General features: G+C 72.0%; 12 protein-coding genes. 2 read left to right on the top strand and 10 right to left on the bottom strand.

The genetic code is table 11. The features are described 5' to 3' along the window. Positions 1 to 142 precede the first annotated feature (142 nt). The gene (locus OHB56_RS29610; RefSeq protein ID WP_406356591.1) at positions 143 to 583 is read right to left on the bottom strand and encodes a hypothetical protein; all 441 of its coding nucleotides are present in this window, start codon (positions 581 to 583) and stop codon (positions 143 to 145) included. Between the two features lie 188 nt (positions 584 to 771). Between OHB56_RS29610 and OHB56_RS29605 the strand changes: the two genes are divergently transcribed. After that, positions 772 to 1,575 (top strand): SAM-dependent methyltransferase, encoded by an 804-nt coding sequence (locus OHB56_RS29605; protein ID WP_406356589.1) that lies wholly within the window; start codon positions 772 to 774, stop codon positions 1,573 to 1,575. Between the two features lie 157 nt (positions 1,576 to 1,732). Here OHB56_RS29605 and gatB read toward each other — a convergent pair whose 3' ends face one another. The 9 genes from gatB to OHB56_RS29560 form a co-directional block, all read right to left on the bottom strand. Next, the gene (gene gatB / locus OHB56_RS29600) at positions 1,733 to 3,247 is read right to left on the bottom strand and encodes an Asp-tRNA(Asn)/Glu-tRNA(Gln) amidotransferase subunit GatB (RefSeq protein ID WP_326754881.1); all 1,515 of its coding nucleotides are present in this window, start codon (positions 3,245 to 3,247) and stop codon (positions 1,733 to 1,735) included. Between the two features lie 15 nt (positions 3,248 to 3,262). Next, positions 3,263 to 3,502: a hypothetical protein gene (locus tag OHB56_RS29595; protein WP_055593088.1), complete on the bottom strand. Its 240-nt coding sequence runs from the start codon at positions 3,500 to 3,502 to the stop codon at positions 3,263 to 3,265. Beyond that, a complete protein-coding gene (gatA, locus tag OHB56_RS29590; RefSeq protein ID WP_326754880.1) occupies positions 3,499 to 4,992 on the bottom strand; it encodes an Asp-tRNA(Asn)/Glu-tRNA(Gln) amidotransferase subunit GatA in 1,494 nt (497 codons plus the stop codon). Before gatA ends, OHB56_RS29595 begins: the two co-directional genes overlap by 4 nt. Positions 4,993 to 4,997: 5 nt before the next feature. Beyond that, entirely contained in the window at positions 4,998 to 5,294 is a 297-nt protein-coding gene (gatC, locus tag OHB56_RS29585) for an Asp-tRNA(Asn)/Glu-tRNA(Gln) amidotransferase subunit GatC (protein WP_031117542.1), read from the bottom strand. 174 nt (positions 5,295 to 5,468) lie between these two features. Then, entirely contained in the window at positions 5,469 to 7,817 is a 2,349-nt protein-coding gene (locus tag OHB56_RS29580; RefSeq protein WP_406356586.1) for an EAL domain-containing protein, read from the bottom strand. 271 nt (positions 7,818 to 8,088) lie between these two features. Then, positions 8,089 to 10,284 carry an NAD-dependent DNA ligase LigA gene (gene ligA, locus OHB56_RS29575; protein ID WP_406356584.1) on the bottom strand — a complete coding sequence of 732 codons (2,196 nt, stop codon included), beginning with the start codon at positions 10,282 to 10,284 and terminating at the stop codon, positions 8,089 to 8,091. Between the two features lie 14 nt (positions 10,285 to 10,298). Next, positions 10,299 to 11,306, bottom strand: a complete 1,008-nt coding sequence (locus tag OHB56_RS29570; RefSeq protein WP_406356582.1) for a methionine synthase — start codon at positions 11,304 to 11,306, stop codon at positions 10,299 to 10,301. A 69-nt stretch (positions 11,307 to 11,375) separates the two neighbouring features. Beyond that, the gene (locus OHB56_RS29565; RefSeq protein ID WP_326754877.1) at positions 11,376 to 12,074 is read right to left on the bottom strand and encodes an SDR family oxidoreductase; all 699 of its coding nucleotides are present in this window, start codon (positions 12,072 to 12,074) and stop codon (positions 11,376 to 11,378) included. 60 nt (positions 12,075 to 12,134) lie between these two features. Continuing rightward, positions 12,135 to 12,674: a TIGR00730 family Rossman fold protein gene (locus OHB56_RS29560; RefSeq protein WP_326754876.1), complete on the bottom strand. Its 540-nt coding sequence runs from the start codon at positions 12,672 to 12,674 to the stop codon at positions 12,135 to 12,137. Positions 12,675 to 12,859: 185 nt separating this feature from the next. Between OHB56_RS29560 and OHB56_RS29555 the strand changes: the two genes are divergently transcribed. Beyond that, entirely contained in the window at positions 12,860 to 13,183 is a 324-nt protein-coding gene (locus OHB56_RS29555) for a DUF427 domain-containing protein (protein WP_406356579.1), read from the top strand. Positions 13,184 to 13,202: the final 19 nt, after the last annotated feature.

The raw sequence follows: 13,202 nt of genomic DNA, 5'->3' as shown, positions 1-13,202 counted from the left end.
ATGAGCAAGGAATTCACACTCTTTCAGCCCAAAATGATCGTTTGTTGCGTTCGTGTGCTTATTCACAGTTCGCAGAAGGGGAACTTTTATGGCAAGCCCCATGAATCCGCCCCGGACGTGAGGTCGCACACCCGTACCGGGGTCAGTCGAACTGGTCCCCCAGCGCCATCACCATCAGCCCCGCGATCAACAGCCACAGCGCCCTGCGGGTCCGTCCGCGCGAGCCCAGCACGGCGGCGAGTGCGCAGGCGCCGGCACCGCAGGCGTAGGCCGCCGGGACGAGGGCCGGGACGGAGCCGGTGAGGCGGAGCAGTGCCGCGGCCGCCCCGGCCAGGGCGAGTACCGCCCCGGTGCCGACCGCGGCCCACCGGGCCCGACGGGCCCGGTGCGGGGTGTCGTCGTCGTGCTCGTCGTCCTCGTCGTGCTCCCCGTGCCCGGCGTCTTCGGCATCGTCGCCCTGCCCGACGTCGTCGCCGTGCCCGACGTCGCCCTGCCCGACGTCGTCGGCGTCGGCATCGTCGGCGTCGTCGGCGTCGTCGGCGCGAGTGTCCGGGGACAGGTCGGAATCAGCGCGTCCGCTCATGGCGCGGGAGCGTATCGTCCCAGGCCCGGGAACCGGGATGCGGGGGTGCCGCTCACCTGCTAGCGTCCGTCGGTCCGACGTTCCGCGGCAGCTCGCCGCTCCGGCCGAAGCAGGTGCTTTGATGACGGTCCGCCCGATCTCCGACGCAATCCTTTCCCCCTGCACGGACCCAAGGAGCCCGTTCAACGATGTCGGACATCACACCGCACACCCCGCACGACGACCTCACTAGCCGCCTCACCCTGCCCCGGTACCCGCGCAGCAGCGCCTACGACGCCCGCTGGACCGTCGAGAACACGATGGGCCCGCACCCGCTGTGGCTGCTGGAGTGGCTCGCCCCGGCCCTCGGCCTCGACACGCTGCGCCCCGGCGCACGCGTGCTCGACCTGGGCTGCGGACGCGCCATGACGTCCGTCTTCCTCGCCATGGAGTACGACGTCCAGGTCACCGCGGCCGACCTGTGGATCAAGCCCGAGGAGAACGCGCGCCGCATCGCCGGGGCGGGCGTCGCCGACCGGGTGCTTCCGGTCCTCGCCGAGGCGCACGACCTGCCCTTCGGCGACGAGAGCTTCGACGCGATCGTCTCCATCGACGCGTACCAGTACTTCGGCACCGACGATCTGTACCTGCCGTCGCTGACCCGGCTGCTGAAGCCGGGCGGGCGGATCGGTGTCGTCGTCCCGGCGATGCGCGAGGAGATCGAGGGCAGCGAGCCGCCGGAGCACCTGAAGCCCTTCTGGGACCCCGCGTTCTGGTGCTTCCACACCCCCGGGTGGTGGCGGCGGCACTGGACCCGCAGCGGGGCCGTGGAGGTCGAGGCGGCCGATTGGCAGCCGGACGGCTGGCGGGACTGGCTGCTCTGGTGCGACGTCGTCGCCGAGGAGAGCACGGAGGAGTTCCACGTGCGGTCGAGCCGTGAGAGCGCGCGGATGCTGCGCGTGGACGAGGGCCGCACGCTCGGCTTCGTCCGCGTGGTGGGGCGCCGGCCCTGACCTCGGGTCGGCCCTGGCCTCGTGAGACACCGGCGCCGACCGCGTGAAGCACCGGCGCCGGCCGCGCCACGGAGCCGACCGCACGGGAGAGGGGGACGCATCGAACCCGATGCGTCCCCCTCCTCACTCTCCCGTGCTCCCGTGCGGCGCCGGGGGATCAGCCCTCGGCGACGCCCAGCTGCTGAAGGATCAGCTCCTTGACGCGGGCCGCGTCCGCCTGGCCGCGGGTGGCCTTCATGACCGCGCCGACCAGCGCGCCGGCCGCCGCGACCTTGCCGCCGCGGATCTTGTCCGCGACACCTGGGTTGCCGGCGATGGCCTCCTCCACGGCGGCGGTGAGCGCGCCGTCGTCGGAGACGACCTTCAGACCGCGCTGGTCGACCACCTCGTCCGGGGTGCCCTCGCCCGCGAGGACGCCCTCGATGACCTGACGGGCCAGCTTGTCGTTCAGATCGCCGGAGGTCACCAGCGCGGTGACGCGGGCGACCTGCTCCGGCGTGATCGCCAGCTCGTCGAGCGTCTTGGCGGACTCGTTGGCGCTGCGGGCGAGTTCGCCCATCCACCACTTGCGGGCGGAGGCCGCGTCCGCGCCGGCGTCGATCGTCGCGACGATCAGGTCCAGCGCACCGGCGTTGAGGATCGCCTGCATGTCGGTGCCGGAGATCCCCCACTCCTCGCGGAGCCGGTTGCGGCGCACCAGCGGCAGCTCGGGCAGCCCGGCGCGCAGTTCCTCGACCCACGCGCGGGACGGGGCGACGGGGACCAGGTCGGGCTCCGGGAAGTACCGGTAGTCCTCGGCCTCCTCCTTCACGCGGCCGGAGGTCGTCGACCCCGTGTCCTCGTGGAAGTGCCGGGTCTCCTGGATGATCGTCCCGCCGTCGTTCAGCACGGCGGCGTGCCGCTGGATCTCGAAGCGGGCCGCGCGCTCCACGGACCGCAGCGAGTTGACGTTCTTCGTCTCCGAACGGGTGCCGAACTTCTCCCGGCCGTGCGGGCGCAGCGACAGGTTGACGTCGCAGCGCATCTGGCCCATCTCCATCCGGGCCTCGGACACACCGAGCGCCCGGATGAGCTCGCGCAGTTCACGCACGTAGGCGCGCGCGACCTCGGGGGCCCGCTCGCCCGCTCCCTCGATCGGCTTGGTGACGATCTCGATCAGCGGGATGCCGGCCCGGTTGTAGTCGAGCAGGGAGTGGGACGCGCCGTGGATACGGCCGGTGGCGCCGCCGACGTGCGTCGACTTGCCGGTGTCCTCCTCCATGTGGGCGCGCTCGATGTCCACGCGGAAGGTCTCGCCGTCCTCCAGCTGCACGTCGAGGTAGCCGTTGAAGGCGATCGGCTCGTCGTACTGGGAGGTCTGGAAGTTCTTCGGCATGTCCGGATAGAAGTAGTTCTTCCGGGCGAAGCGGCACCACTCGGCGATCTCGCAGTTCAGCGCGAGACCGATCTTGACGGCGGACTCGACGCCGATCGCGTTGACGACCGGGAGCGCGCCCGGCATGCCGAGACAGATGGGGCAGGTCTGGGTGTTCGGGTCGGCGCCGAGCGTGGTCGAGCAGCCGCAGAACATCTTGGTCCTGGTGCCGAGCTCGACGTGGACCTCGAGGCCCATGACGGGGTCGTACGACGCGAGTGCGTCCTCGTACGACACCAGGTCGGTCGTGGTGGTCACGGTGTAACTTCCCTCTCAGCCCAGCAGGACGTCGTCGTCGCCCAGCCGCTTCAGCTCGCGGTACAGGATGGCGAGGCCCGTGACGATCGCGACGGCGGACACGGTGGCGTCGATCAGGACCAGGGTGTCCTTCTCGTGCCGCGCCTTCTTGACGCGCTTGGCGACGCCGAGCGCGCCGAACGCGGTGGCGGCCATGGACAGATACGTGCCGGACCGGGACTTCTTGAAGCCCTTGGCCTTGGTCAGTGCGCTCACAGCGACGGAGCCTCCTCGATCAGCGGGTGGCCCCACTTTTCCACGAAGGCCGCCTCGACGGCCGCGCCGACCTTGTAGAGGCGGTCGTCCTTCATGACCGGGGCGATGATCTGCAGCCCGACCGGCAGGTTGTCCTCGGGCGCGAGGCCGCAGGGCAGCGACATGGCCGCGTTGCCCGCCAGGTTGGTCGGGATGGTGCACAGGTCGGCGAGGTACATCGCCATCGGGTCGTCGGCGCGCTCGCCGATCGCGAAGGCGGTGGTCGGGGTCGTCGGGGAGACGATCACGTCGACCTGCTCGAACGCCTTGTCGAAGTCCTGCTTGATCAGCGTGCGGACCTTCTGGGCGCTGCCGTAGTACGCGTCGTAGTAGCCGGAGCTGAGCGCGTACGTGCCGAGCATGATGCGGCGCTTGACCTCGGGGCCGAAGCCGGCCTCGCGGGTCAGCGAGGTGACCTCCTCGGCGGAGTGCGTACCGTCGTCGCCGGTCCGCAGGCCGTAGCGCAGGCCGTCGAAGCGGGCGAGGTTGGAGGAGCACTCGGACGGGGCGATCAGGTAGTACGCCGACAGCGCGAGGTCGAAGGACGGGCAGTCCAGTTCGACGATCTCGGCGCCGAGTCCCTTGAGCAGCTCGACACTCTCGTCGAACCGCTGGATGACGCCGGCCTGGTAGCCCTCGCCGCGGAACTGCTTGACCACGCCGACGCGCATGCCCTCGACCGAGCCGTTGCGGGCGGCCTCGACGACCGGGGGGACCGGGGCGTCGATGGAGGTGGAGTCGAGCGGGTCGTGCCCGGCGATGACCTCGTGCAGCAGGGCCGCGTCCAGGACCGTGCGGGCGCAGGGGCCGCCCTGGTCGAGGGAGGAGGAGAACGCCACCATGCCGTAGCGGGAGACCGCGCCGTAGGTCGGCTTCACGCCGACCGTGCCGGTGACGGAGGCCGGCTGGCGGATGGAACCGCCGGTGTCGGTGCCGATGGCGAGGGGGGCCTGGAAGGAGGCGAGCGCGGCGCTCGACCCGCCGCCGGAGCCGCCCGGGATCTTGGTGAGGTCCCAGGGGTTGCCGGTCGGTCCGTAGGCGCTGTTCTCGGTGGAGGACCCCATGGCGAACTCGTCCATGTTGGTCTTGCCGAGGATGACGACGTCGGCGGCCTTGAGCCGCTTGGTGAGCGTCGCGTCGTACGGCGGGATCCAGCCCTCGAGGAGCTTGGAGCCGACGGTGGTCGGGATGCCCTCGGTGGTGAAGATGTCCTTGAGCGCGAGGGGGACGCCGGCCAGCGGGCCGAGCTTCTCCCCCCGGGCGCGCTTCTCGTCGACGGCACGGGCCTGGGCGAGGGCGCCCTCGCGGTCGACGTGCAGGAAGGCGTGCACCTTCTCGTCGACAGCCTCGATCCGGGCCAGGTGCGCTTCGGTGACCTGGACGGCCGTGAGCTCGCCGGAGGCGATCTTCTCGGCGGTCTCGGCGGCGGTGAGCCTGATGATGTCGGTCATGCTGATCAGTCCTCCCCCAGGATCTGCGGCACCTTGAAACGCTGCTGCTCCTGGGCCGGGGCGCCGGAGAGCGCCTGCTCGGGGGTGAGCGAGGGACGGACCTCGTCCGGGCGCATGACGTTCGTCAGCGGGAGCGGGTGCGAGGTCGGCGGTACGTCTTGGTCGGCGACCTCGCTGACGCGGGCGACCGCGCCGATGATGTCGTCGAGCTGGCCTGCGAAGTGGTCGAGCTCTTCGGGCTTCAGCTCCAGACGCGCCAGCCGGGCGAGGTGGGCGACCTCCTCGCGCGTAATGCCAGGCATGCAGCGTTCCTCTGGGGTGAGTGTGCGGTTCGGGCTAGGGCCTGTCGTCGCGTCCCGGGCCAGGCGTGGCGTGGCGGGCGGGGAGGTGACGACAGGCCCCAATCCTATGGGGCGCGGCCCCGTACCCGTGAAACGGTTTCCCCGCGCCCCCCGAATGCGGGGCGCCCCATGGGTTCAGGCCGGGTGGCCGGAGTCGTCGGCGGCCACTGCCGGGAGGGCGGCTGCCGGGCGCTGCCAGCCGCGGGAGCCGCGGGCGAGGAGCCAGGCCGTGGCTTCGGCGGGCGGCATCGCGGCCGCGACCAGCCAGCCCTGGACGGCGTCGCATCCGAGGTCGCGCAGGCGTTCCCAGGTCTCGTCGTCCTCGACGCCCTCGGCGACGACGAGCAGTCCGAGCGAGTGGGCGAGGTCGACGGTGCAGCGCACGATCTCGGCGTCCTCGGCGTCGACGGCCAGCCGGGCCACGAACGAGCGGTCGATCTTCAGCTCGCTGACGGGCAGCCGCCGCAGGTGCACGAGGGAGGAGTAGCCGGTGCCGAAGTCGTCCAGGGACATCCTCACGCCGTGCCCGGTGAGGGCGTTCAGGGTGTCGGCGGCGCGCTGCGGGTCCTCCAGGAGGACGTGCTCGGTGATCTCCAGCTGGAGGGCCCCCGCCGGGACGCCGTGCCGGGCCAGCCGGGCCGCGACGGAGCCGGCGAAGCCGGGGATGTGGACGTCGCGCGGGGAGACGTTGACCGCGACCGGCACGAACAGGCCCTGCGCACGCCACGCGGCGACCTGGCCGAGCGCGGTCTCCAGCACGTACTCGGTGAGGTGCGGCATCAGCCCGGAGGACTCGGCGATCGCTATGAACTCGTCCGGCGGCACCCTGCCGCGCTCCGGGTGCACCCAGCGGACCAGGGCCTCCAGGCCCGCGACCTGTCCGTCGAAGCGGACCTTGGGCTGGTAGTGGAGCTGGACCTCGTGGGCGTCCAGGGCCCGGCGCAGGTCGCCCAGGAGTCCCAGCCGGTCGGGGGTGTTGGAGTCCCGCTTGGACTCGTAGACCTCGACGCCCGTACGGTCCCGCTTGGCCTGGTACATCGCCACGTCCGCGCGCCGCAGCAGGCCCTCCGCGTCGAGGGCGTGGTCGGGGAAGACGGCGACGCCCGCGCTGGCCTCCAGCACGAGGGTGAGGCCGTCGAGGTCGAGGGGCGAGCTGAGGGCGGACACCAGGCTGCGGGCGACCCGGGTCGCGGACGTGGTGGAGTCGGAGACCGGCAGTAAGACGGCGAACTCGTCGCCGCCGAGCCGCGCGGCCTCCGCCCCGCGCGGCAGGGCCAGTCTCAGCCGGTCGGCGATCTGGAGCAGCAGCCGGTCACCCGCGAGATGACCAAGAGTGTCATTGACCGATCGGAACCGGTCGAGGTCGATCAGCATGAGGGTGGGGCGGGCGTCCGCGCGCTCGGCGTCGTCCAACGCGGTCCAGATGCGCTCGAGGAGCCACTGGCGGTTGGGCAGCCCGGTCAGCGGATCGCGCAACTGCTCCTCCGCGCGGGCCCTGGCGATCCACAGCATGGAGTCGAGCGCGATCAGCGGGATGGCGAACAGCGGCAGGACGATCGGCCGGGCGTCGGCGACCACGCAGATCAGCGGCGCTATGCCGAGGAGCGCCACCGCGACCAGGCCCTGTCTGACCAGGGCGGTGCGGGCGACCGTGGGCAGTCCGCCCCGCGGGACGTGCAGGTACCAGTAGAGGGTGCGGGTGACCGCGAGGTACGCGGCGGCGACCAGCACCACCTCGAAGGCGGTGTGCAGACCCCAACGGTCCGGGGTCGAGGGCGACTCGACGGACGGTACGGACCCGCACAGGGCCAGCACCAGCGCGCCGGCGCCGATGCCGAGCAGGTCCACCGCGCCGTGCAGAATGCCCTGCCGCCAGCGGCCCCGCCGGGCCACGCCGACCAGCACGACCACGGTGAGGCTGACCATGCCGGCCGGGACCCAGCCGTAGAGCAGCAGCACGGCGAGGGTGACCGCGGCGCCCGAGCCGGTGCCGCCCCACCAGCGGGAGCGGCCCAGCATCACCAGGTGGCCGACGACGATCCCGGTCAGGACGGCCAGGGACCAGCCGACGCGGCCGGACGGGAAGAGCGCGTGAGAGCCGGTGAACGCTCCCAGGACGCCGGCGCCGAGCACGAACGCGGCCGCCGAGACGACCGCCGTGGGCAGCGCGGGCCAGGAGAGGTGCCGTTCCGCGTGCGCTTCGGACAGGCCTGGGCCGTCCGAGGACAGTCCGGTGGAGAGCGGGGGTGCTCCGGGACCCCGCCCGGCTCCCGGCTGTCCTGCCGCCGGCTGCCCCGCGGCCTGTCTTCCGGTGCCGCGCGCGCCCCGGGGACGCGCCTCCGCGGTGCGCGCACCGGGGCGTCCCGGTGCGCCCGCAGGCCCCGCGGGCCGTCCTGTCCCACGTCCGCGTCGCCGTACGGCCGCCATGCGGCGCAGGCCCCGGCGCAGCCGTGAGCCCGGGGCGGCGCTCTCGGTGGGTTCCATTCCCGTCCCTCTCACAGCCGGCGGTGCCCACGCCACGCGGCTCGATGCCTGACAACCCCCGGCGGCTCCGCGAGGGAAAGCCCTTTCACAGCGCCGCCACGAACATGGGGATGCCCCGGCCGCAGCTGGGCACGGCGGGCGCACCTCCCAACAGTAGGCTGCGGAAGGCTTCCAGGGGCACCGGTCGCCGACGGTTGCCCGAATGCGCCCCAGCCACCCGTATCCATCTGGTATGCGCCGATCGAGTGACCTTTCACCTGCCGTTCCCCGACTACTCCTCGACGGGCAGCGCCACGGCGGCCGCCGCCTCCGGCCCCTCGTCGAGCAGGACGGTGAAGCCCTCCTCGTTCAGGACCGGCACCTTGAGCTGCATCGCCTTGTCGTGCTTGGACCCCGGGTTGTCGCCCACGACGACGAAGGACGTCTTCTTCGAGACCGAACCGGTCACTTTCGCTCCCCGGCTCTGCAGCGCCTCCTTCGCGCCGTCCCGGGTGAACCGCTCCAGGGTGCCGGTCACCACGACCGTCAGCCCCGCCAGCGGACGCGGGCCCTCCTCCTCGCCGGCCCGCTCGTCCTCCATGCGGACACCGGCTTCCCGCCATTTGCGGATGATCTCGCGGTGCCACTCCTCGGCGAACCACTGCTTGACCGAGGCGGCGATGATGCCGCCGACGCCCTCCGTGTCGGCCAGTTCCTTCTCGGTGGCCTGCTCGATCCGGTCGACGGACCGGAACTCCCGGGCCAGCGCCTCCGCCGCGACCGGGCCGACGTGCCGGATCGACAGCCCGGTGAGGACCCGGGCGAGCGGGCGCTCCTTGGCCGCCGCGATGTTCGCCAGCATCGCCACCGCGTTCTTGCGCGGTTCGCCCTCCTGGTTGGCGAAGACGGTGGCGATCTTCTCCTCGCCCGTCTTCGGGTCCCGCTTGGGCAGCCCGCTGTCCTGGTCGAGGACGTACGCCCTGATGGGCAGCAGTTGCTCGATCGTGAGGTCGAACAGGTCGCCCTCGTCCTTCAGCGGCGGGTCCGCGGGCTCCAGCGGTCCGGTGAGCGCCGCGGCGGCGACATAGCCGAAGTGCTCGATGTCCAACGCCTTGCGGCCCGCGAGGTAGAACAGGCGCTCCCGCAACTGGGCGGGACAGGCACGGGCGTTGGGGCAGCGCAGGTCGACGTCGCCCTCCTTCATCGGCCGCAGCGGCGTGCCGCACTCCGGGCACTCGGCCGGCATGACGAAGGCGCGCTCGCTGCCGTCGCGCAGGTCGGCGACCGGGCCGAGGATCTCCGGGATGACGTCACCGGCCTTGCGCAGCACCACTGTGTCCCCGATGAGGACACCCTTGGCCTTGACCACGTCCTGGTTGTGCAGCGTGGCGAACTCGACCTCGGAACCGGCCACGGTGACCGGCTCGACCTGCGCGTACGGTGTGATCCTGCCCGTACGGCCCACACCCACACGGATGTTGACCAGCTTGGTGTTGACCTCCTCGGGCGCGTACTTGTACGCGATGGCCCAGCGCGGGGCGCGCGAGGTGGAGCCGAGGCGGCCCTGGAGCGGGATCTCGTCGAGCTTGACCACCACGCCGTCGATCTCGTGCGCCACGGAGTGCCGGTTCTCGCCGTAGTGCGCGATGAACTCCCGTACGCCTTCGAGGCCGTCGACCACACGGTTGTGCTCGGAGGTGGGCAGGCCCCAGGCCTTCAGCAGGTCGTACGCCTCGGAGAGGCGGGCGAGGCCCTCGAAGCCCTCCAGGGCGCCGATGCCGTGGACGACCATGTGCAGGGGGCGGGTGGCGGTGACGCGCGGGTCCTTCTGGCGCAGCGAACCGGCCGCCGCGTTGCGCGGGTTGGCGAAGGGCTTGTCACCGGCCTCCACCAGGCGGGCGTTGAGACCCTGGAACTCCTCCATCGGGAAGAAGACCTCGCCGCGGATCTCCACGAGGGCGGGCACCCCGTCGCCCTTCAGGCGGTCCGGGATCTCGGCGATGGTCCGTACGTTGGGCGTGATGTCCTCGCCGGTGCGGCCGTCGCCGCGGGTCGCCGCGCGGACCAGGCGCCCGTGCTCGTAGGTGAGGTTGACGGCGAGGCCGTCGACCTTCAGCTCGCACAGGAAGTGGAACTCCTGTGCGCCCAGCTCCCGCTGGATGCGCTCGACCCAGGCGGCGAGGTCGTCGTCGTTGAAGGTGTTGTCGAGGGAGAGCATGCGGGAGCGGTGCTGGACGGAGGTGAACTCCGTCTCGTACGCGCCGGCGACCTTCTGGGTCGGGGAGTCGGGGGTGCGCAGTTCTGGGTACTGCTCCTCCAGCGCCTCCAGTTCGCGCAGCAGCCGGTCGAACTCGGCGTCGCTGACGACGGGCGCGTCGTTCACGTAGTACCGGAAGCGGTGCTCCTCGATCTGCTCGGCGAGCCGGGCGTGCTGCTCCCGCGCCTTCGCCGGCACGCTCGTCGTCTCCGCCTGCTGGTCACCCGCCACCGTGTGTCCTTCCGTCACTCTGGGTTGTCCGCGAGGGATCTCGCCGCCCGGACGCAGTGTGCGTAGGCGGTGCGCGCGTACTCCGGGGAGGCCCCCGCGAGTCCGCACGCCGGGGTGACCGTGACCGCCTCCACGAGAAGGCCCGGCCGCAGCCCCAGCCTGCGCCACAGCGTTCTGACCCCCATGACGCTACCGGCAGGGTCCGACAACGGGCCGTCCGTCCCCGGCACGACACCGGTGAACAGCCGGGTGCCGCTCTCGACCGCTTCCCCGATCGCCTCGTCGTCACGTTCGGTGAGGAGCGAGAAGTCGAAGGAGACCGCCTGCGCTCCCGCCCGCCTCAGCAGGGCGAACGGGACGTCCGGCGCGCACGAGTGGACCACGACCGGGCCGGCGCCGTGCGCCCCGAACACGTCCCTCAGTCCGGACTCGACGAGCTGCCGGTCCACCGCGCGGTGGGTCCGGTAGCCGCTGGCGCTGCGCACCCGGCCGCGCAGGACGTCGGTGAGGGAGGGTTCGTCGAGCTGGAGGACGAGCCGCGCGCCGGGCACGCGCCGGCCCACCTCGGCGAGGTGCAGGCGCAGCCCTTCGGCGAGCGAGGCGGCGAGGTCCCGGCAGGCGCCGGGATCGGAGAGGGCCACCTCGCCGTTGCGCAGCTCCAGCTGGGCGGCGAGCGTCCAGGGGCCGACGGCCTGCACCTTCAGCGGGCCCTCGTACCCCTGGGTGTACTCCTCCAGCGCGTCGAGGTCCTGGCCGAGCCAGGAGCGGGCCCGCTTGGTGTCGCGCCCGGGCCGGTCCCCGATCCGCCAGCCGCTGGGCTCCACGCGCGCGTACAGCTCGACGAGCATCCCGGCGGTCCGGCCGATCATGTCCGCACCAGGTCCCCGGGCGGGCAGTTCGGGCAGGAAGGGAAAGTCCTCGAAGCTTCCGGTGACGGTCTTGACGGCCTCGTGGACGTCCCCGCCCGGCATCGACCCGACCCCGGTCGCGGCCCCGAACCTGAACTGGCTTTTTTCGCTCACCCCCGAAGCGTACGGAACGGATGGTGAGGACGGTGTTCCGGTGGGGCCGTCGGGCGTGCGCCCGGGAGTTCAGCGCCCCGGCCGCACCGTCAGGTCGTTGACCTCCGCGTCCCGGGGCAGGTCGAGGGCCGTGAGGAGGGTGGTGGCGACCGACTCGGGGTCGATCCACCGGCCGGGGTCGTAGTCCTTGCCCTCCTGCTGGTGCACCTTGGCCTGCATGGGACTGGCGGTGCGGCCGGGGTAGACCGAGGTGACGCGGACCCCGTTGCCGTGCTCCTCCTCGCGCAGGGAGTCGGCGAGTGCCTTGAGACCGTGCTTGGAGGCCGCGTAGGCGCCCCACCGGGCGTGGGCGCTCAGGCCCGCGCCGGAGTTGACGAAGACCACGTGTCCGCGGCTCGCGCGCAGCTGGGGCAGGAAGTGCCGGGTGAGTTCGGCGGGGGCGACGAGGTTGACGTCGAGCTGGTGCCGCCAGCTCTTCGAGGTCAGCTCGCCGATCTCGCCGAGGTCGACGACGCCGGCGATGTGCAGCAGGGAGTCCACCCGGTCCGGGAGGGACTGGTGGGAGAAGGCCCAGCTGAGCCGGTCGGGGTCGGCCAGGTCGCCGACGAGGGTCCGCGCGCCGGGGAACTCGGCCGCCAGTTCCTTCGCCCGCCCCGCCGAGCGTGCGTGCAGGACGAGTTCGTCCCCGCGCGCGTGCAGCCGGCGGGCGACGGCCGCGCCGATGCCGGAGCCCGCTCCGGTGATCACATGTGTAGGCATGCCCGCCATGCTCGCATCATCACGCGGCCCGGCCCGGCCCGGGTTCTCCCCCGCAGGTCCCGGCCCGGGTCACTCGATGCCCCGGCTCTCCTCCAGGTACGCCAGTGCCCCGACGGGCTCCTCGGCGAAGAAGACCAGGTCGGTGAGGGCGCGGGGCAGGAAGCCCTCGTCCTCCATCCGCCGGAACTGGGTCTTGAGGCCGTCGTAGAAGCCCGCGCTGTTCAGCAGGACCACCGGCTTGTCCGTGTGCCCGTGCTTCTTCAGCTCGAGGATCTCGGTGGCCTCGTCGAGCGTGCCGGTGCCGCCCACCATGACGACCACCGCGTCGGCCTTCTCGAGGAGCAGGCGCTTGCGCTCCGCCAGGTCCCGGGCGACGATCATCTCGTCGGCGCCCTCGCGGGCCTTCGCCGCCAGGAACTCCACGGAGACGCCGAGGAGCCGGCCGCCCGCCTCCTGCACCCCGTCGGCGACGACCTTCATCAGGCCGACGTCGGAACCGCCCCACACCAGGGTGTGGCCGCCCTTGCCGAGCAGCTCGGCGAACTCCCTTGCGGGGCGCGTGTACCGCTCGTCCAGATCGGCGGCGGAGAGGAAGACACAGATGTTCACGGCCCCAGGGTACGGGGCCGGTCCGGCGGGGAAGGGAAGAATGCGGCTTCGGCGGACGCTGTACCCGTCGGCGTTCGGAGCCGTCGACCCGTCGGCCCGTCAACCCGTCGGCCCGTTCGGGCGTCGACCCTGCTGCCCCATGACCTTGCCGACCCCATGACCCGGCTGACCGAGGAGCGTGGACCATGACCGGAGGACACCGCATCACCGTCGAGCGGAGCGACCGGCCCGTGCGCGTGGTGCACAGCGGGGAGGTCGTGGCCGAGAGCGACCAGGCGCTGGTGCTGCGCGAGACGGGCTTGCCCGCGCGGTACTACATCCCGCCGAAGGATGTGCGGCTCGACCTGCTGACCCCGTCCGACACCCGCACCCACTGCCCCTTCAAGGGCACCGCGTCCTACTGGTCGCGGCCGGACGCGCCCGATCTCGTGTGGGCGTATCCCGACCCGAAGCCGGACGTCGCCGACATCAAGGACCACCTGTGTTTCTACGACGTGGAAGTCCGATGATCGGATAGAAGGGTTGCGA

The organism is Streptomyces sp. NBC_01635 (assembly GCF_045209715.1).
Lineage (GTDB): Bacteria > Actinomycetota > Actinomycetes > Streptomycetales > Streptomycetaceae > Streptomyces > Streptomyces hirsutus.
Note: the sequence above shows the minus strand (reverse complement) of the source record. Positions and strands in the feature narration are given on the sequence as shown.

Excerpts from the sequence above, each read along its gene's own strand:
- OHB56_RS29610 (WP_406356591.1), bottom strand. The coding sequence starts at position 583 with ATGAGCGGACGCGCTGATTCCGACCTGTCCCCGGACACTCGCGCCGAC.
- OHB56_RS29605 (WP_406356589.1), top strand. The coding sequence starts at position 772 with ATGTCGGACATCACACCGCACACCCCGCACGACGACCTCACTAGCCGC.
- gatA (WP_326754880.1), bottom strand. The coding sequence starts at position 4,992 with ATGACCGACATCATCAGGCTCACCGCCGCCGAGACCGCCGAGAAGATC.
- gatC (WP_031117542.1), bottom strand. The coding sequence starts at position 5,294 with ATGCCTGGCATTACGCGCGAGGAGGTCGCCCACCTCGCCCGGCTGGCG.
- OHB56_RS29580 (WP_406356586.1), bottom strand. The coding sequence starts at position 7,817 with ATGGAACCCACCGAGAGCGCCGCCCCGGGCTCACGGCTGCGCCGGGGC.
- OHB56_RS29565 (WP_326754877.1), bottom strand. The coding sequence starts at position 12,074 with ATGGCGGGCATGCCTACACATGTGATCACCGGAGCGGGCTCCGGCATC.
- OHB56_RS29555 (WP_406356579.1), top strand. The coding sequence starts at position 12,860 with ATGACCGGAGGACACCGCATCACCGTCGAGCGGAGCGACCGGCCCGTG.